Here is a 25,220-nt window from a genome sequence, read left to right as displayed (position 1 = left end):
CGCGACCTTCAGTGTTCGCGGCCGTCGATGCGCGGCTGCATCAGCACCGGCGCGTAACGCACCAGCAGCAGGCCGAAGGCGGCCAGCCAGCACAGGGCGGCCAGGCCGATCCACCACGCATAGCGGGCCGGCGCCAGCTGGGTCAAGCCGACGCGGATCAGCAGCGCGCCCAGCATCAGCCACAGCACGCTGCGGTCGACCGATGAAAACACGACTTTTCGCCCGGTATGACCGTTGGCGATGCGCACGATCATCGCCGGAATCACGCAGCCCATCGCGCCGAAGCTGAATACGTGCGTCGGCAGCGCGCCGATCCAGGCCGGGCCGGCCAGCGTCGTCCAGGCCTCGAGCAGCAACTGGCCGACAATCGCCAGATAGCCGACGAACATGATGCCGACGTCGAGCCGGCGGCAGGCCCGGTCGGGGCGCCAGAACGGCAGGCGGATCAGCAACAGGCCGGCGAGCAGCAGCGACAGGCCTGCGGTCCACGTCGCCGGCAGCCAGAAAACGCCGGCCAGGCTCAGGCCGAGCAGCTTGATCGGCAGGTCCAGCCAGGGCGTGCGCAGGATGTCGGTCTGGCAGGCAGCTTTCATGAACTGGGTCAGCGTGCGTTCGAGCATGACCAGGAAAGCCAGCCGGAACAGGGCCAGCGTCATCGCCGCACCGCCGGCGAAATCGCCGTACAACAGTTGATACTTGGCAAACAGGAAGGCGGGCAGGGCAACGACGAACAACAGATTGTCGCGGTAGCTGTCCTGCCGGCGGTAACGCAGCAGCGTCCACACCAGCAGCATGGCGATGCTGCCGAGGAAGGCGAAAGCGGCGATCGCCAGCCAGACCGGCGGCCAGCCGGCGCCGGCCGACAACGCCAGGCGTTCGAGCAGCCAGGCGAAGCTCAGGGCGATCAGCACGCCGCCGTGATAGCCGCGGATGCCGACCCAGTTCTTGCTGGCGGTGAGCAGGAAACCGCCGAGTACCGCCCAGCCGAAGCCGTAATACATTTCGTGGGCGTGCCAGCGCAGCGGATCGAGCGGACTTGCGGTCGACGCCGTCCAGCCGGTGAAAATCATCGCCCAGAGCGGCGGCAGAACCAGCCCGGCCAGCGCGGCGAGCAGGAAGAAGGGCCGGAAACCGGCCAGCCAGAGCGGATGCGATGTGCGGAACATAAGGCGAAAATAGGGGTCGGAAGCGTCGCAATTTAGTCGTTTGCCACGGCAAAAACTTTGATCTGTCCCCGGGTTTCGCGCAGGAAGCGGCGCGATAGCGTAAAATTGCGGTCTTGGCCGACGGGGCGGGAGGCGCCGGGTGGCCAGATTCATAAGGATGACAATGAAGCGCGTTGACGATTTCCGCTTGCGTCTCGGCAAGCATGAACTGGTTCCGATCATGATCGGCGGCATGGGCGTCGATATCTCGACCGCCGATCTGGCGCTGGAAGCCGCCCGGCTGGGCGGTATCGGCCACATTTCCGACGCGATGATCAACACGGTTTCCGATCGCCGCTACGACACCAAGCACGTCAAGGAAAAGCTCGCGTTGTTCAAGTACAACGTGAATAACGAGGACAAGTCTTCGGTCAAGTTCGATCTCGGCCGCCTGGTTGAAGCGACCCGTCTGCACGTCGAAGCGACGATGACGCGCAAGCGTGGCGACGGCATGGTGTTCATCAACTGCATGGAAAAGCTGACCATGAACGCGCCGAAGGAGACGCTGAAGGTCCGCATGTCCGCCGCGCTCGACGCCGGCATCGACGGCATCACGCTGGCCGCCGGCCTGCATCTCGGTTCCTTTGCGCTGATCGAGGATCACCCGCGGTTCCGCGATGCCAAGCTGGGCATCATCGTGTCGTCGGTCCGCGCGCTGCAGCTGTTCCTGAAGAAGAACGCCAAGCTCAATCGGCTGCCTGACTACGTCGTCGTCGAAGGCCCGCTGGCGGGCGGCCACCTGGGTTTCGGCATGGACTGGTCGCAGTACGACCTGGCAACCATCGTCGCCGAAGTGCTGCAGTTCCTGCACGACGAACAACTGGCCATTCCGGTGATTCCGGCCGGCGGCATCTTCACCGGTTCCGACGCCGCTGCCTTCCTCGAACAGGGCGCCGGCGCGGTGCAGGTCGCGACCCGCTTCACGGTAACCGACGAATGCGGCCTGCCGGCCGAGGTCAAGCAGGAATACTTCAAGGCGCGCGACGAGGACATCGAGGTCAACCAGATTTCGCCGACCGGCTATCCGATGCGCATGATCAAGGGCAGTCCCGGCATCGGCGACGGCATTCGCCCGAACTGCGAGGCCTACGGCTACCTGCTCGACGCCAACGGCAAGTGCTCCTACATCACTTCGTACAACCGCGAAGTGGCGGCCCACCCGGAAGCGCGCAAGGTCAAGGTGTGGGACAAGACCTGCCTGTGTACGCACATGCGCAATTTCGACATCTGGACCTGCGGCCAGACCACGTCGCGTCTGAAGGACACCACCGTGCAGCAGGCCGACGGCAGCTATCAGCTGCTGAGTGCCGAACACGTGTTCAGGGATTACCAGTTCAGTACCGACCACCAGGTCGCACTGCCCCAGGCGCAGTCGCGCTGAGTCCTGTTGCGGTCGACGCATGCGCCAGGGAATGATCCCGGGGGCATGCGCTATAGTCCGGTCTTTCGATTTCTGGATGTCATGCGTCGCATGTTGTCGAATCTTCTGAAAACCCGGCCGGACTGGCGCCGCCTGCTGGCCGTCGCGACGGTCGCGCTGCTGGGCGGTGGCCCGGCCCGGGCCGATGTCACCGACGATCGGCGCTTCTCGATCAACGGTTTCGGTACGCTGGGTGTCGTTCGCACGAACAGCGACGATGCCGAATTCGTGCGCGACCTGTCGCAGCCGCTGGGTGCCCGCAATGAATGGACGGGCAAGGTGGACAGCGTCCTCGGTCTGCAGGCCAACTGGCAGTTCCTGCCGCAGTGGCAGGCGGTGGTTCAGGGCATCAGCCGCTATCGTTACGATGACAGTTTCCGGCCCGAAATCGCCTGGGCCTTCGTCAAGTACGAGCCGATGCCCAACCTGAGCCTGCGCGTCGGGCGTCTGGGTACCGAATTCTTCATGATGGCCGATTCGCGCTGGGTCGGGTACTCCTTCCTGACCGTGCGGCCACCCGGCGATTTCTTCTGGTATCTGCCGTTCTACAGCATTCACGGGGGTGATGCGGCGCTGACCGTGCCGGTCGGCGAGCATCTGCTGCGCGGCAAGCTGTTTTACGGCATTTCGCAGGGCAAGATTCCGCTCGCCGAGGAGCAATGGGATATCGGCGGTTCGCCGATGGCCGGTGCTTACCTCGAATATCAGCATGGCCCCTGGCAACTGCGGGCCAGTTACGCCAACATCCGCTTCGAACGCGACCTGCCTTACGGTCCGGCGATGGCCAAGAGCGGATTGCTGTTGAACGCGCAGCAGCTGGACTATCTGTCGGTCCGCGACAAGCGCTCGCATTACTATTCGCTGGGTCTGGTTTACGACAGCGGTCCGTGGCAGGCGCAGCTGATGCTGAATCGTATCGAACAGGGCAGCAAGTCGCTGGAAAGCTCCGAGGGCGGCTATGCCCAGGTCGGTTACCGCGTCGGCAAGCTGACGCCCTTCGTCGGCTATTCGCGGGTTTATTCGAAGGGGCGGGCGTTGCCGGCCGATCCGGTGATTGCTTATATCGTTGCCGATTCGCGGACCAATCAGCGTACCTGGTACGCCGGCCTGCGCTGGGACGTCGTGCGCAATGTGGCGTTGACCGCGCAATGGGACGGAATCCGCGGCGATCCGACATCGATCTTTCCTTATCGTCGGGAAAATCGCGCCACCTGGCAGGGAGACATGAACGTCTTTTCGCTGGCGCTGGATTTCGTGTTCTAGCCGATGAAGCCCGCGCTGCGCCGCCTTCTCGTCGTCGTTGCGCTGTGCCTGCTGCCGGCGGGCTGGGCGCAGGCCGACCTGGTGGTCATCGTCAACGCCCGCAATGGTGTCGCGGCGATGTCGCGCAGCGATGTCATCAACCTGTTTTTCGGGCGCAACCGGCAGTTTTTCAACGGGATCGAGGCCGAGCCGGTGGATGTTGCCGACAGCCATCCGAATCGCGCCTATTTCTACCGCCTGCTGGTCGGCAAGGAGTTGTCCGAAGTCGACGCCTACTGGTCGCGCCTGGTGTTTACCGGTCGTCAGCAGGCGCTGCCGCGGTTGTCGTCGTCCGATGAGGTCGTCCGATGGGTGGCCAGCCACCCGGGCGGGATCGGTTTCGTCGAGATTTCCAAGGCCGATGCCCGCGTCCGCGTGGTCTACGAACTCAAGCCCTGATTCCGTTTTGTCGTCGAATCCGGCTGCCGGCCGCCGTGACATTGCCCGTGTCGGCGGCGTTTGGCGAGGGTGCTTGCGGTCGACGTCATAAAGTCAGAACATTTGGCGCACATGCTTGTCTGCGTGTACGCAAGGTTCGCTTTATCCACGACGATAACCACAGGAGACAAAACCATGCAGAAACGAATGATCAGCCATGTCATCGATGGCCGCAGCCTGATCACCGCCACGCGCAATATGACGGTGCGGGCCGCCAGCCGCCTGATGGCGGAGAAACGTATTGGCGCGCTGCTGGTGGTCGATGGCCGCCAGATCGCCGGCATCTTCACCGAGCGCGATGCCCTGAACAAGGTGCTGGCCCGCGGCCTCGACCCGGATACGACCTTGCTCAGCGAGGTCATGGTCGGCAATCCGCAGACCATCCGTGCCGACCGGCCGCTGGCCTACGCGCTGCACATGATGGCCGAGGGCGGCTTCCGCCATGTGCCGGTGGTCGACGATGACGGCCTGCCGCTCGGCATGGTCTCGGCGCGCGATGCGCTGGGCAGTGACATGGTCGAGCTGGAGCGCGACATGGAGCGGATGGAGGAGCTGGAGAGCGCGATCGGTTACTGAGCCGCCGACCACCCGAAACGTGCCAGCAGATCGGCGAATTCGCCGGTCAGCGGCGCGTCGACCGCGATTTCCCGGCTGTCAGCCGGATGCCGGAAACCGAGACGGGTGCAGGCCAGCAGCAGGCGCCCGCAGGCCAGTTCGGCCACGAAATGGCGGTTGTGCCGTCCCTTACCGTAGGTCGAATCGCCGATGATCGGATGGGCGATGTGCTTGAGGTGGCGGCGCAGCTGGTGGCGGCGGCCGGTCACCGGTTCGAGCTCGAGCAGGGCGTAGCGGCTGGTCGGATAGCGGTCGATGGCGACCGGCAGTTCGATGGTCGCCAGCCGGCGATAGCGGGTCAGCGCCGGCTGTGCCTCGTCGCTGCTGCGTTCGCCGCGAAATTCGTAATCGTCGCGCTGACGGCTTAGCGGATGGTCGATTTCGCCCTGTGCCGGCGGATGGCCGCGGACGACCGCAAGGTAGCGCTTGGTCACCGTGCCGGCCTCGAACTGCCGGCCGAGCGTACTGGCGATTTCCGGGCTCAGCCCGAACAGCAGGACCCCCGAGGTGCCGCGGTCGAGGCGGTGCGCCGGCCAGACCTTATGGCCGATCTGGTCGCGCAGGATCTGGATCGCGAAGCGCGTTTCGTGGCGGTCGATTTCCGAGCGATGGACGAGCAGGTTGGCCGGCTTGTCGATGGCGACGATGTGTTCGTCGCGATACAGCACGGTCAACGGCGCTGTGTCGGGGAAAATCGCGCTTTCCCTGCGGTCGACCGCAGGATCAGGCAAAAAAGCGTTCCTTGGCGGCGAGCGGAATGTCCATGCCGGTGACTTGGGCGCGGTCGAGCAGTTCCCAGTAGTAGCGGTAGGAGGCGCGGTCGTGCAGCTTGCCGGCATGCTGGATCGGGCCCCAGTCGGTGTCCTGGGCGGCGATCAGGATTTCCGTGGCGGCCTGGACTTCGGAGAAGTCCGGACGCATCGCTTCGACAATGGCGACGATCTGGTTCGGGTGAATGCTCCACATGCGCAGATAGCCGAATTCGCGGCGGGCGCGCAGCGCATCGTTGCGGATGGTGTCGATGTCCTTCAGTTCGGTGGTGACGTTGTGCGACGGCACGACGCCGTTGGCCAGCGCGGCGGCGGCAATCTCGCACTTGGCGCGGGCGATCAGCGGATGGTCGAACTGGCCGGGGCTCTTCATGGCGCTGCCGGGAATCGCGCCGTGGTGGCCGGAGACGAAATCCATCAGGCCGAAATCGAGCGATTCGACACCGTCCAGCGCGGCGATCTGCCAGACTTCGCGCAGCGCACCGTGGGTTTCGATCAGCACGTGTACCGGAATCCTGCGGTCGACGCCGTGTTTGGCTTCGATTTCGCGCAATGCGGCGATTTGCGCCGCCACATCGGCGGCGCTGCAGGGCTTGGGCAAGGTGATGAAAGGCAGGCGGCTGCCGGCGATGCCGACCAGAATGTCGAGGTCCTGCCGCCAGTGCGCATGCGTCACATCGTGGATGCGCGCGCCGACGCGGTTGAAGCGGTTGTCGTCCGACATGATCAGTGCGGCGGCCATTTCGGCGTGCTCGCGTTCGGCGCCGGCGTGGGCGCCATCCTCGCAGTCGCAGGTGATGTCGAAGATCGGGCCGAGTTCGTTCTGCAGTTGCAGCGCCTTCTTCATCAGCTTTTCCGAGCCGGCGTAATGGTCGACCGCAGGCAGGATGGGGAAGGGCTTTTCGCCGGCGAAGAGGACGTCTTTCGGGTGGCGCATCGGTGACTTTCGGGAAATCGACAGAGCGCGAATTCTACGGTCCACGGCGCCGGAAAACAAAAAAGCCGCGGCGAACCGCGGCTTTTTCCGGATGAAATGCCGATTACTTCAGCATGTCGGCGACGGCTGCGCGCTCGTCTTCCAGTTCCTTCAGGGTGATGGCGATCTTCCCCTTCGAGTATTCGTCGATTTCCAGGCCCTTGATCAGGGTGAAGGAACCGTTCTTGCACTCGCACGGCAGACCGAAGACCAGGCCTTCCGGGATGCCGTAGCCGTTGTCGGCCGGTGCCGGGATGCCCATCGTGACCCATTCGCTGGAGCCGAGGACCCAGTCGCGGACGTGGTCGATGGCGGCGTTGGCAGCGGAGGCGGCCGACGACAGGCCACGGGCGTCGATGATCGCGGCGCCGCGCTTGCCGACGGTCGGCAGGAAGACGTCGTTGTTCCAGGCGGCGTCGTTGATGATGTTCTTGACGCTGTCGCCGTTCGAGGTGACGAAGCGGTAGTCGGCGTACATCGACGGCGAGTGGTTGCCCCAGACGACCAGTTGCTTCAGCGACGAGACCGGACGGCCGGCCTTCTGGGCCAGTTGGGTCAGCGCGCGGTTGTGATCGAGGCGCAGCATGCCGTGGTAGTTGTTCGGGTTGGTGCGGCCGACCTTGATCGCCGCGGCGCGGGCGATGTAGGCGTTGGTGTTGCACGGGTTGCCGACGACCAGGACCTTGACGTCTTCCTTGGCGTTCTCGGCGATGGCCTTGCCCTGGACGGTGAAGATCGCGCCGTTGGCTTGCAGCAGGTCGGCACGCTCCATGCCCGGGCCGCGCGGACGGGCGCCGACCAGCAGGCAGACGTCGGCATCCTTGAAGGCGACGTTCGGATCATCGGTGGCGACCATGCCGGCGAGCAGCGGGAAAGCGCAGTCGTCGAGTTCCATCATCACGCCCTGAACGGCCTTCTGGGCCTGCGGCAGGTCGAGCAGTTGCAGAATGACCGGCTGGTCCTTGCCGAGCATTTCGCCCGAGGCAATGCGGAACAGCAGGCTATAACCGATCTGGCCGGCGGCGCCGGTCACGGCAACGCGCATGGGGGCTTTGGACATGTATCGCTCCTGAATTGAGTGCGTGGTTGAGTTTTTCGCTTGCTCGTATGCCGGCCTTGTTCTTTACCTTGCGTCAGTCGGCACTAGAGACTGTTGATGTTAGAAGTTCGGCGTTTTGGTGTCAATTCATCATGTGTCTTATATAAGACAACTTTTCGTGGACGCTGCGCCTGAAATGTGCTGAAATCCCCGGCCATGACTCGCGATGTCTCCCGTCCGGCCGCGCGCACTGCGGCACCTACCTTCAGCCCTCTGTACCGGCAGATCAAGGATTTCCTGGTGGCCAGCCTGGAGCGTGGCGAATGGGGGCCTGGCGATGCGATTCCCAGCGAGGGTGAACTCGCCTCCCGCTTCAATGTCAGTCAGGGTACCGTGCGCAAAGCCATCGACGAGATGGCCGCCGAAAACATGCTGGTCCGCCGCCAAGGCAAGGGGACCTTCGTTGCCACGCACAGCGACCCGCGCTCCTTCTATCGTTTCCTGCGCCTGGTTCCCGATGACGGGGTTGCGGTGCCCGCGGCCAGCGAACCGTTCTATTGCGAAACCGTCTCGGCGTCGCCCGATGTGGCGGCAGCGCTCGGTCTGAAGGCCGGAAGTCCGGTGGTGCATATCAAGCGCCTGCTGCGTTTTTCCGGCGAGACGGTGGTGTTCGATCAGCTCTATCTGGTTGGCGAGTTGTTTGCCGGTTTGACGCTTGATGCCCTCCGCGGCCGGAATCGTTCCTTGTACAGCGTGTTCGAGAGCGATTTCGGGGTTCGCATGATCCAGGCGGAAGAGCATCTGCGCGCCGTGGCGGCGGATGCTGAAAGTGCTTCCCTGCTGAATGTCGCTGCCGGCGAGCCACTGCTGCTGGTGGAGCGCACGGCCTATACCTATGGCAACAAGCCGGTCGAATGGCGGCGTGGCCTGTATTGCACCCACCGGCATTATTACCGGAACGATCTGGGGTGAGCCCGGGGTCGGAATTTATGTCTAGAAAGGGCGCCAATTGGCGCTTTCCGGGCGATTTTTGAATGTATAATTACGGCTCTTTTCAAACCACGTACAAGCGGGAAATCCGCACTCTTCGCGAGGGATGACGTTCATGGCAGAACAGACCATCAAGAAACGTCCAAAAAATTTGGACTTGACCACCATCAGGCTGCCGTTGCCGGGCAAGGTTTCAATTCTGCACCGTGTCAGCGGTGTTGGCTTGTTCCTTTGTTTTCCGCTGCTGCTCTGGCTCTTCGGTGCCAGCCTGGGGTCCCCTGAAAGCTTCTCCAGCCTCAAGTCGATTGCCGGTCTGCTGCCGGTCAAGGTGATTTTGGCGGGCCTGCTCTGGGCCTTTGTGCACCACTTCTGTGCCGGTATTCGGTTCCTGCTGCTTGACGTCCATGTCGGCATCGAAAAGGAAGCCGCACGCAAGTCGGCCGCCGTGGTCTTCGCTGTCAGCATTCCGCTGACCCTGGTCCTGTGGGGGGTTCTGCTGTGATCAATCGTATTGTTGTCGGCGCGCATTACGGTCTGAAGGACTGGATCGCCCAGCGTGCCACGGCTGTCATCATGGCCGTGTATTCCGTGGTGATGGCGCTTGTCCTGGTTGTCCTGCAGCCATCGACCTACGAGGCCTGGCGCGAGTTGTTTGCCTGCGGTGTCGTGAAATTCGCCACCTTCCTGTTCTTCGTCAGCCTGTTCTACCACGCCTGGATCGGCGTGCGTGACATCTGGATGGACTACGTCAAGCCGGTCGGCCTGCGCCTGACCCTGCACGTCCTGACCATTGCCGCGCTGGTGGGCTACACCGCGTGGGCTGCTGCGATTCTCTGGAGGCTGTAAGCGTGAGTATTCCCGTTCTGAAATTCGATGCGGTCATCGTCGGTGCCGGCGGCGCCGGTCTGCGTTCCGCAATCCAACTGTCCGAAGCCGGCCTGAAGACGGCCGTGCTGTCCAAAGTCTTCCCGACGCGCTCCCACACGGTCGCAGCGCAGGGTGGGGTGGCCGCTTCCCTGGGTAACTCCGAGGAAGATCACTGGCACTGGCACATGTACGACACCGTCAAGGGCTCCGACTGGCTCGGCGACCAGGACGCGATCGAGTTCATGGTGCGCAAGGCCAACGAGTGCGTCGTCGAACTCGAGCACTACGGCATGCCTTTCGACCGGACCGACAACGGCAAGATCTACCAGCGTCCGTTCGGCGGTCACATGTCCAACTTCGGCGAAAAGCCGGTGCGTCGTTCCTGTGCCGCCGCTGACCGTACCGGTCACGCCATGCTGCACGCGATGTATCAGCGCAACGTCAAGGCCAACACCCAGTTCTTCGTCGAATGGATGGCCCTGGATCTGATCCGCGACAGCGAAGGCCATGTGCTGGGCGTTACGGCGATGGAAATGGAAACCGGCCAGGTCGTGATTTTCCACACCCGCGCCACCATCTTCGCCACCGGCGGTGCCGGCCGCATCTTCTACTCTTCCACCAATGCCTTCATCAACACCGGTGACGGCCTGGGCATGGCGGCGCGCGCCGGCATCCCGCTCGAAGACATGGAGTTCTGGCAGTTCCACCCGACCGGCGTCGCCGGTGCCGGTGTGCTGATTACCGAAGGTGTGCGTGGCGAAGGCGGCATTCTGCGCAACGCCAACAAGGAACGCTTCATGGAGCGCTACGCCCCGAACGCCAAGGATCTGGCGTCGCGTGACGTGGTTTCCCGCGCCATGACCACCGAAATCAACGAAGGCCGCGGTTGTGGCGTCAACAAGGACTACGTCCTGCTCGACATCACCCACCTCGATCCGAACACCATCATGAAGCGCCTGCCGGGGATTCGCGAAATCGGCCTGCAGTTCGCCGGTGTCGATTGCATCAAGGAACCGCTGCCGGTCGTGCCGACCTGCCACTACCAGATGGGCGGCATTCCAACGCATTACTCCGGTCGTGTCGTGACGCCGCAGAACGGCGACTACAACACCATCGTGCCGGGCTTCTACGCCGCCGGCGAATGTGCCTGCGCTTCGGTGCACGGCGCCAACCGCCTCGGTACCAACTCGCTGCTCGACCTGCTGGTCTTCGGCAAGTCGGCCGGTGATTCGGCGGTCGAAGATCTGAAGGCCGGCAAGGCCCATCGCGAACTGCCGAAGGATGCTGCCGAGAAGTCGCTGGCCCGCATCGCCGCGCTGGATAGCCGCAAGGGCGGTGCCAATGTGCATGAAACCCGTCTGGCCATGCAGCGCACGATGCAGAACCACGCCGGCGTGTTCCGTTTCGGTGATCTGCTCAAGTCTGGCGTCGAGAAGATTCTTGAAGTCGAGAAGGCTGCTCGCGAACTCGAGATCAAGGACAAGTCGATGGCCTGGAACACGGCCCGTACCGAAGCCCTCGAAATGGAAAACCTGATCGAGGTCGCCAAGGCAACGATGATTTCGGCCGAGGCCCGCAAGGAATCGCGTGGTGCCCACGTCCGCGACGATGCCCCGGATACCCCGGAATTCCCGAACGGTCGCAACGACGCCGAGTGGCTCAAGCACACGCTGTTCAACCCGGTCGACAACAGCATCTCGTACAAGCCGGTCAACATGCAGCCGCTGACCGTTGAACCGATCGCGCTGAAGACGCGTTCGTACTAATCGGAGAAGAAGATGAGCAAACGTACGGTTCAATTCAGCATCTACCGCTACGATCCGGACAAGGACGACGCGCCCTACATGCAGGATATCTCGGTCGAGCTCGAGCCGACCGACCGCAAGCTGCTGGATGCCCTGACCAAGTTGAAGGCCAAGGACGACACGCTGTCCTATCGTCGTTCCTGCCGCGAAGGCGTCTGCGGTTCCGATGCGATGAACATCAACGGCAAGAACGGCTTGGCCTGTCTGACCGACATCGACGAACTGAAGCAGCCGATCGTGCTGCGTCCGCTGCCCGGCCTACCGGTCATTCGCGACCTGATCGTCGACATGACCCAGTTCTTCAAGCAGTACCACTCGATCAAGCCTTACCTGATCAACAACGATCCGCCGCCGGAACGCGAACGTCTGCAATCGCCGGAAGATCGTGAAGAGCTGAACGGCCTCTATGAGTGCATCCTCTGCGCCTGCTGCTCGACCTCCTGCCCGTCGTTCTGGTGGAACCCGGACAAGTTCGTCGGCCCGGCCGGCCTGCTGGCTGCCTACCGCTTCATCGCCGACACGCGCGACCAGGCGACCAACGAGCGTCTCGACAACCTCGAGGATCCGTATCGCCTGTTCCGTTGCCATACCATCATGAACTGTGTTGACGTGTGCCCGAAGGGTTTGAACCCGACCAAGGCCATCGGCAAGATCAAGGACATGATGGTTCGCCGCGCAGTCTGATGGAGAGAGCCGACTACGAACGCCTGCGCTGGCGTTGCATCCGCCGCGCCCTGCTCGAGCTGGATATCTCGTTGACCCGTTTCCTCGACGAGGATTTCGAGTCGCTGAGCGAGGAGCAGAAGCAGGTGTTCGTGGAAATGGCCGATATGGAGGATCACGACCTCTGGTATTTGATCAGTGGTCAGGAAGAATGCACCGATCCCCGCTACGCGCCCATCGTGGCGTTGCTACGTAAGAGTTGAGTAAGGTTGACAGGCTAACTTCAGCATGTTGACCACTTTTTTGGCAATGCAGTGATAACCAACACCTGACAAGGGAAAACACCATGACGACCGAACGCAAGGCAACCCTGAGTATCGACGGACAATCCCCCGTCGAATTCCCGATCATGTCCCCGACGCACGGCAACGATTGTGTCGATATTCGTACCCTGGGTGGCAAGACCGGTCTGTTCACTTATGACTCCGGGTTCCTGTCGACCGCCAGCTGCAAGTCCAAAATCACGTTCATCGATGGCGACAAGGGTGAGCTGCTGTATCGCGGCTATCCGATCGAACAACTTGCTGAAAACTGCAACTTCCTCGAAGTCGCCTACCTGCTGAAGAACGGCGAATTGCCGAATGGCGGCCAGAAGACCGATTTCGAAAACACCATCAAGAAGCACACGATGGTGCATGACCAGCTGACCCGTTTCTACAATGGTTTCCGTCGTGACGCGCACCCGATGGCCGTCATGGTCGGTGTCGTCGGCGCGCTGTCCGCTTTCTACCACGAAGCGATGGACTACTCGGATGCCGAGCACCGCAACATCAGCTTCAACCGTATCGTGGCCAAGCTGCCGACCATCGTCGCCATGGCCTACAAGTACAACACCGGCGCACCGTTCCTGTACCCGGACAACGACCTGGACTACACCGCCAACTTCATGCGCATGATGTTTGGCAATCCGTGCGAGAAGTACGTGCCGAACCCGGTGCTGGTCAACGCACTGGACACCATCTTCACGTTGCACGCCGACCACGAGCAGAATGCTTCGACCTCGACCGTCCGTCTGGCCGGTTCGTCGGGCGCCAACCCGTTTGCCTGTATCTCGGCCGGTATCGCCTGCCTGTGGGGACCGGCGCACGGCGGTGCGAACGAAGCCTGCCTGCAGATGCTGGAAGAAATCGGCGACGTTTCCCGCGTTGGCGAGTACATCAAGCGCGCCAAGGACAAGAACGACTCGTTCAAGCTGATGGGCTTCGGTCACCGCGTCTACAAGAACTTCGATCCGCGCGCCAAGCTGATGCGCAAGGTCTGCAATGAAGTTCTCGGCGAACTGGGTCTGGAAAACGATCGCCTGTTCAAGCTGGCCATGGAACTGGAGAAGATCGCGCTGGAAGATCCGTACTTCGTCGAGAAGAAGCTCTACCCGAACGTCGACTTCTACTCTGGCATCGTCCAGAAGGCGATCGGTATCCCGACCGAAATGTTTACCTGCATCTTCGCGCTGGCCCGCACGGTCGGCTGGATGACGCAGTGGGAAGAAATGATCTCCGATCCGGAGTACAAGATTGGCCGTCCGCGTCAGCTGTACATCGGCGCCGCCAAGCGCGACGTCGTACCGCTGGCCCAGCGCGGCTGATTGGAAAATCAGGGCGGCCTTGGCCGCCCTTTTTTTCAGCAGCGCCCAGCAGTACCCACGCAAAGTAAGACGAGCAGTACCGTAAAAAGACAACACCCTAGAGGGGACGCCTATGACTACGATGAATCAAAAGTTCGACAGCACGCTGTACTTCGGTGGCAACGCGCCGTTCGTCGAAGAAATCTACGAAAACTATCTGCAGGATCCGACCTCGGTTTCGGCCGAGTGGCGCGAATACTTCGATCGCCTGGCCCAGATGCCGGGCTTCGTCGCGCGCGATGTGGCGCACGCCCCGGTCGTTTCCGCTTTTGCCGAGCTGGCCAGGACCGGCGGTTTCAAGCCGGTTGCCGCGGCTTCTCCGGCCAGCGAGCACAAGAAGCAGTCGGCAGTCGGCCAACTGGTCACCGCCTACCGTTCGCTCGGTACCCGCTGGGCCGATCTCGACCCGCTCAAGCGCTTGCCGCGTCCGAAGCTGGAAGAACTGGAGCCGTCGTTCTACGGCTTCACCGATGCCGACCTGAACCAGACCTTCAACGTCGGTTCGCTCAAGGGCCTGCCGGAAAACGCCAAGCTGAGCGAAATCCTCGAAACGCTGAAGCAGACCTACTGCGGCACCATCGGCGTCGAGTACATGTACATGATGGACTACAACGAGAAGCGCTGGCTGCAGGAGCGGCTGGAGGGCATCCGTTCGCGTCCGAGCTACAACGCTGATCAGAAAAAGCGCCTTCTCGAACGGTTGACCGCAGCCGAGACGCTGGAACGCTACCTGCATACCAAGTATGTCGGCCAGAAGCGCTTCTCGCTGGAAGGCGGCGAATCGCTGATCGTCGCGATGGACGAGGCCGTGCGTTCCGGTGGCGCGCTGGGCGTCGACGAAGTCGTTGTCGGCATGGCCCACCGCGGTCGTCTGAACGTGCTGGTCAATACCCTGGGCAAGGCCCCGTCGATGCTCTTCGCCGAATTCGAAGGCAAGAAGAAGAGCGATCTGTCGGCCGGTGACGTCAAGTACCACCTCGGTTTCTCGTCCGACGTATCGACCCCGGGCGGCGCCTGCCACCTGACGCTGGCTTTCAACCCGTCGCACCTGGAAATCGTCAACCCGGTGGTTGCCGGTTCGGTCTATGCCCGCCAGGTCCGGCGCGGCGAAGGCAGCAAGTCCAAGGTTCTGCCGATCCTGGTGCATGGCGACGCGGCCGTTGCCGGTCAGGGCGTCAACCAGGAAATGCTGAACTTCGCGCAAACTCGCGGCTACGGTGTCGGCGGCACGCTGCACTTCGTGGTTAACAACCAGGTCGGCTTCACCACCTCCGATCCGCGTGACTATCGTTCCGGCCACTACTGCACCGACATCTTCAAGATGGTCGATGCGCCGATCTTCCACGTCAATGGCGACGATCCGGAAGCCGTCGCGCTGGCTACCCAGCTGGCCATCGAATATCGTCAGAAGTTCCAGAAGGATGTCGTCGTCGACATCATCTGCTACCGCAAGCTCGGCCACAACGAGCAGGACGAGCCGATGGTGACGCAGCCGCTGATGTACAAGATCATCGCCAAGCACCCGGGTACCCGCAAGCTCTACGGCGACAAGCTGATCGCCGAAGGCGTGCTGGCTGCCGACGGTCCCGACCAGATGATTGCCGAGTACCGCGCTCACCTCGACAAGGGCGAGCTGCTCTACAACCCGGTGCTGGCGGGTTACAAGCACCCGATGACCATCGACTGGACGCCGTTCCTGACCAAGAAGTACATCGAGACCTGCGATACGAGCGTGCCGATGCCGGAACTGCAGCGTCTGGCGCAACGCCTGACGACGATGCCGGAAGGTTTCACGCTGCATTCGCGCGTCAAGAAGATCGTCGAGGATCGTGCGGCGATGGGCGAGGGCAAGTTGCCGGTCGACTGGGGCATGGCCGAAAATCTGGCCTACGCCTCGCTGCTGGTGTCCGGCTACGGTGTGCGCATCTCCGGCGAAGACGTCGGCCGCGGCACCTTCTTCCACCGCCATGCTGCCTTCCACGACCAGAACCGTACCAGCTGGGATGTCGGTACCTACCATCCGCTGAAGAACCTGCAGGAAAAGCAGGCCGGCTTCCAGTGCTTCGATTCTGTACTGTCGGAAGAAGCCGTTCTCGCCTTCGACTACGGTTATGCCTCGGCCAACCCGTACGAGCTGGTCGTCTGGGAAGCCCAGTTCGGCGACTTCGCCAACGGCGCCCAGGTCGTCATCGACCAGTTCATCACTTCCGGTGAAGCCAAGTGGGGTCGTGCCTGCGGTCTGGTCATGCTGTTGCCGCACGGTTACGAAGGTCAGGGTCCGGAACACTCGTCGGCCCGCCTGGAACGTTTCATGAACCAGTGTGCCGAAATGAATATCGAAGTCTGCGTGCCGACCACCGCGGCCCAGGTCTTCCACATGTTGCGTCGTCAGGCCGTGCGCATGCAGCGCAAGCCGCTCGTCGTCATGTCGCCCAAATCGCTGCTGCGCCACAAGGACGCCGGCTCGTCGATCGACGAACTGGCCAACGGCGAATTCCAGCGCGTCATCGGCGAAGTCGACCCGATCGACGCCAAGAAGGTCAAACGTGTTGTGCTGTGCTCCGGCAAGGTCTACTACGATCTGGTCAATGCACGTCGCGAGAAGCAGATCAAGGACATTGCCATCGTCCGGATCGAACAGCTTTATCCGTTCCCGAAGGATTCCCTGGCCAAGGAACTGGCCAAGTATCCGAAGGCGGCGGAGATCGTCTGGGCGCAGGAAGAGCCTCGCAATCAGGGGGCCTGGTACTGGTTTGCCTCGCGTCATCATCTGGACAGCGGTCTGGATCCCAAGCAGAAATTGCTGCTGGTTGCGCGTCCGGCTTCGCCGTCGCCGGCCGTCGGCTATCTGGCCAAGCACAACGAGCAGCAAAAGGCACTGATCGAGTCCGCGCTGGGCAAGATCGACTACTAATAACGAAAGCAGAGTGGAGTCACCATGAGCATTATTGAAGTTCAAGTTCCGCAACTGTCCGAGTCCGTTTCCGAAGGCACGCTGGCTTCCTGGAAGAAGAAGGTCGGCGAAGCCGTCGCCCGTGACGAAATCCTGATCGACATCGAAACCGACAAGGTCGTCCTCGAAGTCCCGTCGCCGGCCGCCGGTGTGCTGGTCGAAGTCGTCAAGGGCGATGGCGAGACCGTCGTTTCCGGCGAACTGATCGCCAAGATCGATACCGCCGCAACCGCCGGCGCCGTTGCCCCGGCTGCCGAAGCCCCGAAGGCAGTCGCCGCAGCCCCGGCTGCCGCTCCGGCACCTGCCGCCGCTGCCCCGGCCGGTACGGCCAGCCCGGCTGCCCGCAAGATCCTCGACGAGAAGGGTATTGCCGCTGCCGACGTCGCCGGCTCCGGCCGCGGCGGTCGTGTGACCAAGGAAGATGCCCTGGCTGCCCAGCCGAAGGCTGCTGCACCGTCCGGCCCGGTTGCCGCGGCGAGCTCTGCTGCCGCATCGCTGCCGGTCCCGGCATCCAACGTTGCTCTGGGCGACCGTCCGGAAGAGCGCGTGCCGATGACCCGTCTGCGTGCCCGCATCGCCGAGCGTCTGCTGCAATCGCAACAGACCAACGCGATCCTGACCACGTTCAACGAAGTGAACATGGCGCCGGTGATGGCGCTGCGCAAGCAGTACGGCGAAAAGTTCGAGAAGACCCACGGCGTCCGTCTGGGCTTCATGGGCTTCTTCGTCAAGGCCGCCGTTGCCGCGCTGCAGAAGTTCCCGATCCTGAACGCCTCGGTCGACGGTAACGACATCGTCTATCACGGCTACATCGACATCGGCATCGCCGTTGGCTCGCCGCGCGGCCTGGTCGTGCCGATCCTGCGCAACGCCGACCAGATGTCGATCGCCGACATCGAGAAGAAGATCGCCGAATTCGGCGTCAAGGCCAAGGACGGCAAGATCACCATCGAAGATCTGACCGGTGGCACCTTCTCGATCTCGAACGGCGGCATCTTCGGTTCGATGATGTCCACCCCGATCATCAACCCGCCGCAATCCGCGATCCTCGGCATCCATGCCACCAAGGACCGTGCGGTCGTTGAAAACGGCCAGGTTGTCGTGCGTCCGATGAACTATCTGGCGATGTCCTACGATCACCGCATCATCGACGGCCGCGAAGCCGTCCTCGGTCTGGTGACCATGAAGGAAGCGCTGGAAGATCCGGCCCGCCTGCTGCTCGCCGTCTAAGCGACGCTTGCCCGGCGCCAGCGTTCCGTCACGGAGCGCTGGCGCTTTTGCACATCTGAACAACGAAAGGTAAGAACATGTCCAAGCAATTCGACGTGCTCGTCGTCGGCGGCGGTCCTGGTGGTTATGTCGCTGCAATCCGCGCCGCCCAGCTCGGTTTCAATACCGCCTGCGCCGAATCCAATGCCTATGCCGATCCCAAGGGCGAACCGCGTCTCGGTGGCACCTGCCTGAACGTCGGCTGCATTCCGTCCAAGGCGCTGCTGCGCTCCTCCGAGCTGTTCGAGGAAGCCAATCACTCCTTCGAGATGCACGGCATCTCGGCCAAGGGCGTCAGCATCGACGTCAAGACCATGGTCGGTCGCAAGAACACCATCGTCACCCAGCTGACCGGCGGTATCCGCGGCCTGTTCAAGAAGAACAAGGTCACCGGCCTGAACGGCCACGCCAGCTTTGTCGGCAAGGAAGGCGACCTGTGGAAGCTGAAAGTCGGCGCCGAGGAAGTGCTGGCCAAGCACGTGATCATCGCCACCGGCTCCAAGCCGCGCCACCTGGATGGCATCCCGGTCGACAACAAGGTCATCTGCGACAACGTCGGCGCGCTCGATTTCGACGCCGCGCCGAAGCGCCTGGGCGTGATCGGCGCCGGCGTCATCGGCCTGGAAATGGGCTCGGTCTGGCGCCGTCTCGGCACCGACGTGACCGTCCTCGAAGCGGCGCCTGATTTCATGCCGTTCGCCGACCAGGATGTCGCCAAGGAAGCGCTCAAGCTGTTCACCAAGCAGGGCCTGAAGATCACGACCGGCGTCAAGATCGGCAAGGTGTCGGTGGCCAAGAAGGGCGTCACCGTCGAATACGAAGACAAGGACGGCGCCAAGAAGCTCGAATGCGACAAGCTGATCGTCTCGGTCGGCCGCATCCCGAACACTGACGGCCTGAACGCCGAAGCGGTCGGCCTGAAGCTCAACGAGCGCGGTCAGATCGAGGTCGATGGCCATTGCCACAGCAACCTGCCCAACGTCTGGGCGGTCGGCGACGTCGTGCGCGGCCCGATGCTGGCGCACAAGGCGTCGGAAGAGGGCGTCATGGTTGCCGAACTGATCGCCGGTCAGGCCGGTCACTGCAACTTCGACACGATTCCGGGCGTGGTCTATACCCATCCGGAAATCGCCTGGGTCGGCAAGACCGAACAGCAGCTCAAGGCTGAAGGCATCGCCTACAAGCCGGGCAAGGTGCCGTTCATGGCCAGCGGCCGGGCCCTCGGTCACGGCGACGCCAGCGGCTTCGTCAAGGTCCTGGCCGATGCCAAGACCGACCGCATCCTCGGCGTGCACATCATCGGCAACAACGCTTCCGAGCTGATCGCCGAAGCCGTCGTCACGATGGAATTTGCCGGTGCTTCCGAAGACCTCGGCCGCATCTGCCATGCCCACCCGACGCTGTCGGAAATCGTGCACGAAGCCGCGCTGGCCTGCGACAAGCGCTCGCTGCACTTCTAAGCCGGTTCGCCGGACGACAGGAAAAGCGGTTGCGGAAACGCAGCCGCTTTTTTATTGTCCTTTTTTGCAGTTTCCTGCGGTCGACCGCAGCCGGCAGGGAATTTTCCTGCCAACCGGCAGTCGACCGCAGAATCGCGTTCGCTGCATCATGTGGCGCGCGAATTTGCGAAAATACGGTTTTCCCGACAACAAGAACACGACGATGCCCCATACGAAACTCAAGGTCGCCGAGAACGGCATGCTCGACGCCTACAACGCGCTGCTCGCCGAACGCGGCTATACCGCGGACGCGGCGCAACTGGCCGCCGCCAATGCGCTGCAGAACCTGTATACGCAACTGTTGCAGTTCAAGGTCAATCGCGGCAGCACGCTCAAACGTCTGATCAGCCCGCCGAAACCGCCGAAGGGCGTGTATTTCTGGGGCGGCGTCGGGCGCGGCAAAAGCTTTTTGATGGACTGCTTCTACGCCTCGGTGCCTTACCGGCGCAAGAAGCGCATGCATTTCCACGGCTTCATGCAGCAGATCCACCGCGACCTGGAAAAATACAAGGGTGAGCCGGACCCGATGCTGCGTCTCGCCGAGCAGATCGCTCGCGAAGTCCGCCTGCTCTGTTTCGACGAATTCCACGTTTCCGACATCGCCGACGCGATGATCCTCGGCCGCCTGATGGAAGGCCTGTTCGCACAGGGCGTGATCCTGGTGATGACCTCCAACTACCCGCCCTCCATGCTTTATCCGAACGGCCTGCACCGCGAGAGCTTCCTGCCGACCATCGCGCTGCTCGAAAAGCATCTCGACGTGTACGAAGTCGAGGCCGGTATCGATTACCGGTTGCGCGCGCTGGAGCAGGTCGAGATCTATCACCATCCGGCCGACGATGCGGCCGAGAAGAAGATGCTCGACTACTTCCGCATGGTTGCCGGCGAAGATGGAAAGAAGGGCGGCAGCATCGAAGTGCTCGGCCGCGACATTCCGACCGTGCGCCGCGGCAACGGCGTCATCTGGTTCGATTTCCGCACGCTGTGCGGCGGCCCGCGTTCGCAGAACGACTACCTGGAAATCTCGCGTGCCTACCATACCGTGCTGTTGTCGGGCATTCCGAAGATGACCCAGCACCAGGCCTCGGAAGCGCGTCGTTTCACCTGGCTGGTGGATGTTTTCTACGACAACAAGGTCAAACTGATCGCCACCGCCGATTGCGCCGCCGACGAACTGTATACCGAAGGTACCCAGGCCAGCGAGTTCAAGCGCACGGTGAGCCGCCTGACCGAGATGAACTCGCGCGAATACCTGGCCGAGCCGCACATCGTCGCCCCTTGAGGAGAGCCTGATGAAAAACGCCGTGAAAGTCCTGTTGACCGCAATCTTCGTGCTGTGGGCCGGGCTTGCCGCGGCGCAGCTCGAAGTCATCGAACTGAAGAGCAAGACGGCCGATCAGGTGCTGCCGACCCTGTTGCCGCTGGTCGAGCCGGGCGGCACGCTGACCGGCGTCAACAACCAGCTGTTCCTCAAGGCGTCGCCGCAGAACCGGGCCGACATCAAGCGCGCGCTGGCGGCGCTCGACAAGCCGATGCGCCGGCTGATCATCCGCGTTGCCCACGACCGCCAGGCCGAGAACAGCGCGCGCGGCGGCGAGGTCGGCGGGCAGGTCACTCTGGGCAGCACGCGGCGTTCCAATGTCGAGGCGCGGGTCTGGGACACCAGAAGCGTACGCGGCGAGAATGCCGCGCAGATGGTGCAGACGGTTGAAGGCGGCCAGGCTTTCATCCAGGTCGGCCGTTCGCTGGCGCTGCCGATGCGGCAGATCGTCGTCGGCCCGGGCGGGGCGGTGGTCAATGAAACGACTGTGTACCGCGATGTCGGCAGCGGCTTCTACGCCATGCCGCGGGTCAACGGCCAGCGCGTCACGGTGGAAATCAGCCAGCAGGCCGAACAGTTTGCCGGCGGGCGCGGCAACGTGGCGTCGCAGCGTCTGTCGACCACGGTCAGCGGCCGGCTCGGCGAATGGATCGAGATCGGCGGCAGCGGCGGTCGGGCCAGCGGCCAGCAGGGCGGCGCGTTCAGCGTCGGCACCAGCGAAGTGCGCGATGCGCGTTCGATCTGGCTGATGGTCGAGGAAGCCGACTGATTTTTGCCGATTGCTGCGGTCGACCGCAGCAATCGGCTGAAAACCGGTACGGCGCTCAGCGCGCGCTCGCCGTTGTCCGTTCGTGGACGAAGATGGTGGCACCGCAGTCGCTGCTGATTTCGTCGTGCTGCGTACCGGCCGGGGCCAGTTGCCATTCTTCCTGGCGCAGCAGGATGTCGCCGAAAAAAGCCTCGCCGGCGATCATCATGAATTCGCATTCGCCGCGGTAGGTGGCCGGCCGGTAGCGGCTGCCGGCAGCCAGGCGGAGGAAACGGGACTGGCTACCGTCGGCCTGCCACAGCCGTTTCTCGACAACGCCTGCGGCGAGCGGCTGCCATTCACCGTCCGCTTCGCGGAGGGTCAGCGGTTCGGCGCCGCTGCCCGGCGTCAGGCCACCCAGCAGTTCCACCGCCAGCCCGAACAGGTTGCCCAGCGAGGTGCCTCGCAGATAGGTCACGCAACCGTCGGCCGACGTGATCCGGTCGTGCCGGCTGCCGGGAAAGGAGACGTGGTAATCGCCGGGGCCGAGATCGAGTTCGCCCATCTGCATGCGGCCAGCGAGCACGATGCCTTCTTCCAGGTGGCGATGGCGATGCATCGGCAGTACCGCGCCCGGCGCCAGCATCAGCAGCACCGAACTGCCGTCGGCGGTGCTGTGCAGGTCGCGCCCGCGCAGCCCCTTCATCAGATCGCGCCACGGCGTGGCGTTGCGGCGAACCGTCGTGAACGCCTGGTGGCGGAGGCGGCTTGCGCCGGCCCGTTGCAGGAGTTTCTGCAGGCGCTCGTCGCGGTTTCCGGCGGCCGGGCGCAAGGCCGGGGCGAGCAGGCTGTCGAGGTCGTCTGGGAGGTCGGGCTTCATGTCACTATCCTTGGGGCCAGGCCCTGTCGCGCCAGGCAGTCCTGTAAGCGGGTCAGGCTGCGGCGAATCTGCGATTTGACCGTGCCAAGCGGAAGATCGCAATGCTGGGCGATCTCGTCGTGGGTCATGCCACGGAAAAAAGCCAGGGCAAGCAATTGCCGGGGCAGGGGTTCCAGTTGGCCAACGGCCTGGTGCAAGCGATGCCGTTCGTCGATCGCCGTCAGCAGATCCAGCGGCGTCTCGTCGCCGGCTTCGTCGGCAGCGGCCTCGAGTGCCATCTCGTCCTGCACTTCGCGCGTTTCCACCTGACGCAATGCGTCGAGGGCGCGGCTGCGGGCCATGTTCATGATCCACGCCATGACGCTGCCTTTTTCCGGATCGAAGCGCGGCGCCTGCCGCCAGAGTTGCCAGAAAACATCTTCAGTCACCTCCTCGGCCAGCGCCCGCTGCCGCGTCAGGCGCAGGACGAAGGTCTGGACCCGGGCTGCCAGCGCCTCGTACAGGCTGGCCAGCGCACGTTCGTCCTGGTCGACCACGCGGCCGACCCAGGCGACCAGATCCGCTTCGCGCCAGGCCCGGGCATAGGCCGGCTCGATGCCGTCGCTCCCGGCCGCTTCCGCGGTGAGCGGATCGACGTGAAACGCATCCTCCAAGGTCATCGCTCCCAAACATGCTGTCCTCACAATTGTCTTTGGTTTTGGTCGAAAGAGACAACCGGTCTACGCAAGCGGCGGGGGAACGGATGCAAAAAATTTTTTTGCGATTTCTGCATCCGGATTGCAGGGCGCTGCGTAAAGGGGACAGGTGCCGGCGATTTCGCACACCACCCGATACCCTGCTCAAAGGAGAGATTCATGAAAGCACTGCGTTTCCTCGTTTCCGCCAGCGCGCTGCTGGCTGCCACCTCGGCGATGGCCAATGTCGACAACGCCACGCTGCCGGAAGCCGTCCGGGTGCCCGACGGGCATGTCCAGAAAGCCTGGACCGTCGGCATCGGCGAAGTGACCTACGCCTGCCGTGAAAAGGCCGATCAGCCTGGCAGCCACGCCTGGACCTTCGTGGTGCCGGCGGCCACGTTGTACGACGCTGCGAAGAATGTCGTCGGCACGTATTACGGCGGTCCGACCTGGGAAGCCCGGGACGGCTCCAAGGTCACCGGCAAGCAGGTCGCCGTCGCACCGACCTCGGCCGGCAACCTGCCGCTGCAACTGGTCAAGGCCAATCCGGCCGTCGGTGACGGGCGGATGAGCGGCACGACCTACATCCAGCGTCTGAATACCGTCGGCGGTGCGGCACCGGCCCAGGGCTGCGACATGGCCGCTGTCGGCAAGGAAGTGAAGGTCGCCTATCAGGCCGACTACGTTTTCTACGGCGCCCGCTGATTCATCGTCTTACCCCACCCCCAATCCACAAGGAGATCACCATGAACCTGAAGACCGTTGCCGCCCTGGCTGCCACCCTCGTCGCCACCAGCACTGCCTACGCCGGCGAAGCTGCCAAAACCTGCGCCGCGAACAGCAAGTGCGCGAAGAAGGAACAAGCGAGTTCCGCCGAGGCCAAGTGCGCCAAGAAGGAAGCGTCCTGTGCCAAAAAGGAAGCTTCGTGCGCAAAAAAGGAGGCATCCTGCGCCAAGAAGGAGGCTTCGTGCAGCAAGAAGGAAGCTTCCTGCGCGAAGAAGTAAGCAACCCGATATCGTGCAACGGACGTCATCCATGACGCGGATCGGCATCGGTTTTCGCAGCGAGATGTTCGATTGGTCGCCCGCGGCCATCGATGCCGATTTCTTCGAGGTTGCGCCCGAGAACTGGATACGGCGTGACCGGACGCCGCTGTATCGCCTGCGCGATGCCGGCTATCCGGTCCAGTTGCACGGTGTTTCGCTGAACCTCGGCGGCAGCGGCCGGATGAACCGGCCGTTTCTCCGGGAATTGCGCGGCTTGATCGACGATATCGGTGCGCAGCACTATTCGGATCATCTGGCGGCCAGCGGCGATGCGCATCAACTCTACGACCTGTTTCCGGTGCCGTTCACCGAGACCGAAGTGCGCCGGGTCAGCGACCGGATTTGCGAAGTCCAGGACGTGCTCGGCCAGCGCATCGGCATCGAAAACACGACCTACTACACCAACATCGGTACGCTCGACGAAGCGGCCTTCCTGTGTCGCGTCGCCGAACGCGCCGACTGCGACATCCTGCTCGATTTCAACAACATCAGCGTGAACCGGAAGAATCACGGCACGGACGACATCGCCGATTTCATTGCGCGCCTTCCCGCCGCACGCGTCAGTTACCTGCACGTCGCCGGCCATGAATTCGACGCCCGTTTCGGACTCTACATCGACACCCACAGCCAGCCGGTCGAGCCTGCCACCGCCCGGGCGGCCGGCGCCTGGGCCGGCAGGCACGGCAAGGACATCCTGCTCGAATGGGACAACGACATCCCCGACCTGGCAACGATCAACCGGGAGCTCGCATGTCTGCGGACTTTTACGACTACGTGAGGGGGCGCAGCGAGACCTTGCCGGCCGGCTACGCGCTGCCCGGGCTGCGTGCCTACCGGCATCTCGTCTTTCTCGGCGTTTCGCAACTGCTGGCGGCGCATTACCCCGCCTTGCGCGAGGGCTTGTCGGACGAGCAGTGGCACTTCCTGCTCACCGACTTCATTCGCGATTCCCGCTGGGATTCGAACTACTATGCCGACCTGGCGCCTGCCTTCGTCGAGTACCTGGCACGCGTGGCGACCGCGGACGGCGAAGCCGCCGACACGGCATGAAAA

26 protein-coding genes are annotated in these 25,220 nt (G+C 63.0%); 20 read left to right on the top strand and 6 right to left on the bottom strand.

Going from position 1 to position 25,220, the window contains the following annotated elements; genetic code table 11:
• Positions 1-8 precede the first annotated feature (8 nt).
• Positions 9-1,166: an NnrS family protein gene (locus tag L0962_RS07460; RefSeq protein ID WP_234085725.1), complete on the bottom strand. Its 1,158-nt coding sequence runs from the start codon at positions 1,164-1,166 to the stop codon at positions 9-11.
• A 163-nt stretch (positions 1,167-1,329) separates the two neighbouring features.
• On the opposite strand from L0962_RS07460, the gene L0962_RS07455 reads away from it, so the two are divergent.
• From L0962_RS07455 to L0962_RS07440, 4 genes are all read left to right on the top strand, one after another.
• Positions 1,330-2,586 (top strand): nitronate monooxygenase, encoded by a 1,257-nt coding sequence (locus tag L0962_RS07455; RefSeq protein ID WP_234085724.1) that lies wholly within the window; start codon positions 1,330-1,332, stop codon positions 2,584-2,586.
• Positions 2,587-2,676: 90 nt separating this feature from the next.
• On the top strand, positions 2,677-3,888 hold the full coding sequence (locus tag L0962_RS07450; RefSeq protein ID WP_234085723.1) for a hypothetical protein: 1,212 nt from the start codon (positions 2,677-2,679) through the stop codon (positions 3,886-3,888).
• Between the two features lie 3 nt (positions 3,889-3,891).
• Positions 3,892-4,326, top strand: coding sequence for a hypothetical protein (locus L0962_RS07445; RefSeq protein ID WP_234085722.1), 435 nt, complete (start codon positions 3,892-3,894; stop codon positions 4,324-4,326).
• A 174-nt stretch (positions 4,327-4,500) separates the two neighbouring features.
• On the top strand, positions 4,501-4,941 hold the full coding sequence (locus L0962_RS07440) for a cyclic nucleotide-binding/CBS domain-containing protein (RefSeq protein WP_234085721.1): 441 nt from the start codon (positions 4,501-4,503) through the stop codon (positions 4,939-4,941).
• Here the strand turns inward: L0962_RS07440 and L0962_RS07435 are convergent.
• The 3 genes from L0962_RS07435 to L0962_RS07425 all read right to left on the bottom strand — a co-directional run bounded on the left by L0962_RS07435 (position 4,935) and on the right by L0962_RS07425 (position 7,786).
• A complete protein-coding gene (locus L0962_RS07435) occupies positions 4,935-5,711 on the bottom strand; it encodes a pseudouridine synthase (RefSeq protein ID WP_234085720.1) in 777 nt (258 codons plus the stop codon). The two genes, L0962_RS07440 and L0962_RS07435, sit on opposite strands and share 7 nt — an antisense overlap.
• The gene (locus L0962_RS07430) at positions 5,704-6,687 is read right to left on the bottom strand and encodes a CoA ester lyase (RefSeq protein ID WP_234085719.1); all 984 of its coding nucleotides are present in this window, start codon (positions 6,685-6,687) and stop codon (positions 5,704-5,706) included. Before L0962_RS07430 ends, L0962_RS07435 begins: the two co-directional genes overlap by 8 nt.
• A gap of 103 nt (positions 6,688-6,790) precedes the next feature.
• Positions 6,791-7,786 (bottom strand): malate dehydrogenase, encoded by a 996-nt coding sequence (locus L0962_RS07425; RefSeq protein WP_234085718.1) that lies wholly within the window; start codon positions 7,784-7,786, stop codon positions 6,791-6,793.
• Positions 7,787-7,981: 195 nt separating this feature from the next.
• Between L0962_RS07425 and L0962_RS07420 the strand changes: the two genes are divergently transcribed.
• The 12 genes from L0962_RS07420 to L0962_RS07365 all read left to right on the top strand — a co-directional run bounded on the left by L0962_RS07420 (position 7,982) and on the right by L0962_RS07365 (position 21,585).
• A complete protein-coding gene (locus L0962_RS07420; protein ID WP_234085717.1) occupies positions 7,982-8,737 on the top strand; it encodes a GntR family transcriptional regulator in 756 nt (251 codons plus the stop codon).
• Between the two features lie 133 nt (positions 8,738-8,870).
• Positions 8,871-9,257: a succinate dehydrogenase, cytochrome b556 subunit gene (gene sdhC, locus L0962_RS07415; RefSeq protein ID WP_234085716.1), complete on the top strand. Its 387-nt coding sequence runs from the start codon at positions 8,871-8,873 to the stop codon at positions 9,255-9,257.
• Positions 9,254-9,601: a succinate dehydrogenase, hydrophobic membrane anchor protein gene (sdhD, locus tag L0962_RS07410; protein WP_234085715.1), complete on the top strand. Its 348-nt coding sequence runs from the start codon at positions 9,254-9,256 to the stop codon at positions 9,599-9,601. The genes sdhC and sdhD overlap by 4 nt, the downstream gene beginning before the upstream one ends.
• Positions 9,602-9,603: 2 nt before the next feature.
• Positions 9,604-11,388 carry a succinate dehydrogenase flavoprotein subunit gene (gene sdhA / locus L0962_RS07405; RefSeq protein WP_234085714.1) on the top strand — a complete coding sequence of 595 codons (1,785 nt, stop codon included), beginning with the start codon at positions 9,604-9,606 and terminating at the stop codon, positions 11,386-11,388.
• Positions 11,389-11,400: 12 nt separating this feature from the next.
• Entirely contained in the window at positions 11,401-12,111 is a 711-nt protein-coding gene (locus tag L0962_RS07400) for a succinate dehydrogenase iron-sulfur subunit (RefSeq protein WP_234085713.1), read from the top strand.
• On the top strand, positions 12,111-12,353 hold the full coding sequence (locus L0962_RS07395) for a succinate dehydrogenase assembly factor 2 (RefSeq protein WP_234085712.1): 243 nt from the start codon (positions 12,111-12,113) through the stop codon (positions 12,351-12,353). The genes L0962_RS07400 and L0962_RS07395 overlap by 1 nt, the downstream gene beginning before the upstream one ends.
• A gap of 83 nt (positions 12,354-12,436) precedes the next feature.
• Entirely contained in the window at positions 12,437-13,735 is a 1,299-nt protein-coding gene (gene gltA / locus L0962_RS07390; protein WP_234085711.1) for a citrate synthase, read from the top strand.
• A 112-nt stretch (positions 13,736-13,847) separates the two neighbouring features.
• A complete protein-coding gene (locus tag L0962_RS07385) occupies positions 13,848-16,688 on the top strand; it encodes a 2-oxoglutarate dehydrogenase E1 component (protein ID WP_234085710.1) in 2,841 nt (946 codons plus the stop codon).
• Between the two features lie 24 nt (positions 16,689-16,712).
• Complete coding sequence (odhB, locus tag L0962_RS07380) at positions 16,713-17,957, top strand: 2-oxoglutarate dehydrogenase complex dihydrolipoyllysine-residue succinyltransferase (protein WP_234085709.1); 1,245 nt, start codon at positions 16,713-16,715, stop codon at positions 17,955-17,957.
• 77 nt (positions 17,958-18,034) lie between these two features.
• On the top strand, positions 18,035-19,456 hold the full coding sequence (gene lpdA / locus L0962_RS07375) for a dihydrolipoyl dehydrogenase (RefSeq protein ID WP_234085708.1): 1,422 nt from the start codon (positions 18,035-18,037) through the stop codon (positions 19,454-19,456).
• Between the two features lie 202 nt (positions 19,457-19,658).
• The gene (gene zapE / locus L0962_RS07370; protein ID WP_234085707.1) at positions 19,659-20,777 is read left to right on the top strand and encodes a cell division protein ZapE; all 1,119 of its coding nucleotides are present in this window, start codon (positions 19,659-19,661) and stop codon (positions 20,775-20,777) included.
• A 10-nt stretch (positions 20,778-20,787) separates the two neighbouring features.
• Positions 20,788-21,585: a secretin N-terminal domain-containing protein gene (locus tag L0962_RS07365; RefSeq protein ID WP_234085706.1), complete on the top strand. Its 798-nt coding sequence runs from the start codon at positions 20,788-20,790 to the stop codon at positions 21,583-21,585.
• Between the two features lie 55 nt (positions 21,586-21,640).
• Here the strand turns inward: L0962_RS07365 and L0962_RS07360 are convergent, their stop codons facing one another.
• Both L0962_RS07360 and L0962_RS07355 read right to left on the bottom strand, forming a co-directional pair.
• Positions 21,641-22,444, bottom strand: coding sequence for a cupin domain-containing protein (locus L0962_RS07360; RefSeq protein ID WP_234085705.1), 804 nt, complete (start codon positions 22,442-22,444; stop codon positions 21,641-21,643).
• Positions 22,441-23,097 carry a sigma-70 family RNA polymerase sigma factor gene (locus tag L0962_RS07355; protein WP_234085704.1) on the bottom strand — a complete coding sequence of 219 codons (657 nt, stop codon included), beginning with the start codon at positions 23,095-23,097 and terminating at the stop codon, positions 22,441-22,443. Before L0962_RS07355 ends, L0962_RS07360 begins: the two co-directional genes overlap by 4 nt.
• Positions 23,098-23,298: 201 nt before the next feature.
• On the opposite strand from L0962_RS07355, the gene L0962_RS07350 reads away from it, so the two are divergent.
• Genes L0962_RS07350 through L0962_RS07335 form a run of 4 tightly spaced genes read left to right on the top strand, consistent with a single transcriptional unit; the run spans position 23,299 to position 25,217 of the window.
• A complete protein-coding gene (locus L0962_RS07350) occupies positions 23,299-23,826 on the top strand; it encodes a DUF3455 domain-containing protein (RefSeq protein WP_234085703.1) in 528 nt (175 codons plus the stop codon).
• 41 nt (positions 23,827-23,867) lie between these two features.
• Positions 23,868-24,125: a hypothetical protein gene (locus tag L0962_RS07345; protein WP_234085702.1), complete on the top strand. Its 258-nt coding sequence runs from the start codon at positions 23,868-23,870 to the stop codon at positions 24,123-24,125.
• A 31-nt stretch (positions 24,126-24,156) separates the two neighbouring features.
• On the top strand, positions 24,157-24,945 hold the full coding sequence (locus L0962_RS07340; RefSeq protein WP_234085701.1) for a DUF692 domain-containing protein: 789 nt from the start codon (positions 24,157-24,159) through the stop codon (positions 24,943-24,945).
• On the top strand, positions 24,918-25,217 hold the full coding sequence (locus tag L0962_RS07335) for a putative DNA-binding domain-containing protein (RefSeq protein ID WP_234085700.1): 300 nt from the start codon (positions 24,918-24,920) through the stop codon (positions 25,215-25,217). The genes L0962_RS07340 and L0962_RS07335 overlap by 28 nt, the downstream gene beginning before the upstream one ends.
• Positions 25,218-25,220: the final 3 nt, after the last annotated feature.

Source organism: Azonexus sp. R2A61 (assembly GCF_021401135.1).
Lineage (GTDB): Bacteria > Pseudomonadota > Gammaproteobacteria > Burkholderiales > Rhodocyclaceae > Azonexus.
The sequence above is the reverse complement of the archived record's forward strand: the minus strand, read 5'-3'. Positions and strand labels throughout refer to the sequence as shown.

Coding starts and splice junctions, on each gene's coding strand:
- L0962_RS07360 (WP_234085705.1), bottom strand. CDS start 22,444: ATGAAGCCCGACCTCCCAGACGACCTCGACAGCCTGCTCGCCCCGGCC.
- L0962_RS07345 (WP_234085702.1), top strand. CDS start 23,868: ATGAACCTGAAGACCGTTGCCGCCCTGGCTGCCACCCTCGTCGCCACC.
- L0962_RS07395 (WP_234085712.1), top strand. CDS start 12,111: ATGGAGAGAGCCGACTACGAACGCCTGCGCTGGCGTTGCATCCGCCGC.
- L0962_RS07350 (WP_234085703.1), top strand. CDS start 23,299: ATGAAAGCACTGCGTTTCCTCGTTTCCGCCAGCGCGCTGCTGGCTGCC.
- odhB (WP_234085709.1), top strand. CDS start 16,713: ATGAGCATTATTGAAGTTCAAGTTCCGCAACTGTCCGAGTCCGTTTCC.
- L0962_RS07365 (WP_234085706.1), top strand. CDS start 20,788: ATGAAAAACGCCGTGAAAGTCCTGTTGACCGCAATCTTCGTGCTGTGG.
- L0962_RS07340 (WP_234085701.1), top strand. CDS start 24,157: ATGACGCGGATCGGCATCGGTTTTCGCAGCGAGATGTTCGATTGGTCG.
- L0962_RS07450 (WP_234085723.1), top strand. CDS start 2,677: ATGTTGTCGAATCTTCTGAAAACCCGGCCGGACTGGCGCCGCCTGCTG.
- L0962_RS07425 (WP_234085718.1), bottom strand. CDS start 7,786: ATGTCCAAAGCCCCCATGCGCGTTGCCGTGACCGGCGCCGCCGGCCAG.
- L0962_RS07335 (WP_234085700.1), top strand. CDS start 24,918: ATGTCTGCGGACTTTTACGACTACGTGAGGGGGCGCAGCGAGACCTTG.
- L0962_RS07385 (WP_234085710.1), top strand. CDS start 13,848: ATGACTACGATGAATCAAAAGTTCGACAGCACGCTGTACTTCGGTGGC.
- lpdA (WP_234085708.1), top strand. CDS start 18,035: ATGTCCAAGCAATTCGACGTGCTCGTCGTCGGCGGCGGTCCTGGTGGT.
- L0962_RS07420 (WP_234085717.1), top strand. CDS start 7,982: ATGACTCGCGATGTCTCCCGTCCGGCCGCGCGCACTGCGGCACCTACC.
- L0962_RS07400 (WP_234085713.1), top strand. CDS start 11,401: ATGAGCAAACGTACGGTTCAATTCAGCATCTACCGCTACGATCCGGAC.
- L0962_RS07455 (WP_234085724.1), top strand. CDS start 1,330: ATGAAGCGCGTTGACGATTTCCGCTTGCGTCTCGGCAAGCATGAACTG.
- sdhC (WP_234085716.1), top strand. CDS start 8,871: ATGGCAGAACAGACCATCAAGAAACGTCCAAAAAATTTGGACTTGACC.
- L0962_RS07440 (WP_234085721.1), top strand. CDS start 4,501: ATGCAGAAACGAATGATCAGCCATGTCATCGATGGCCGCAGCCTGATC.
- gltA (WP_234085711.1), top strand. CDS start 12,437: ATGACGACCGAACGCAAGGCAACCCTGAGTATCGACGGACAATCCCCC.
- zapE (WP_234085707.1), top strand. CDS start 19,659: ATGCCCCATACGAAACTCAAGGTCGCCGAGAACGGCATGCTCGACGCC.
- L0962_RS07460 (WP_234085725.1), bottom strand. CDS start 1,166: ATGTTCCGCACATCGCATCCGCTCTGGCTGGCCGGTTTCCGGCCCTTC.
- L0962_RS07445 (WP_234085722.1), top strand. CDS start 3,892: ATGAAGCCCGCGCTGCGCCGCCTTCTCGTCGTCGTTGCGCTGTGCCTG.
- L0962_RS07430 (WP_234085719.1), bottom strand. CDS start 6,687: ATGCGCCACCCGAAAGACGTCCTCTTCGCCGGCGAAAAGCCCTTCCCC.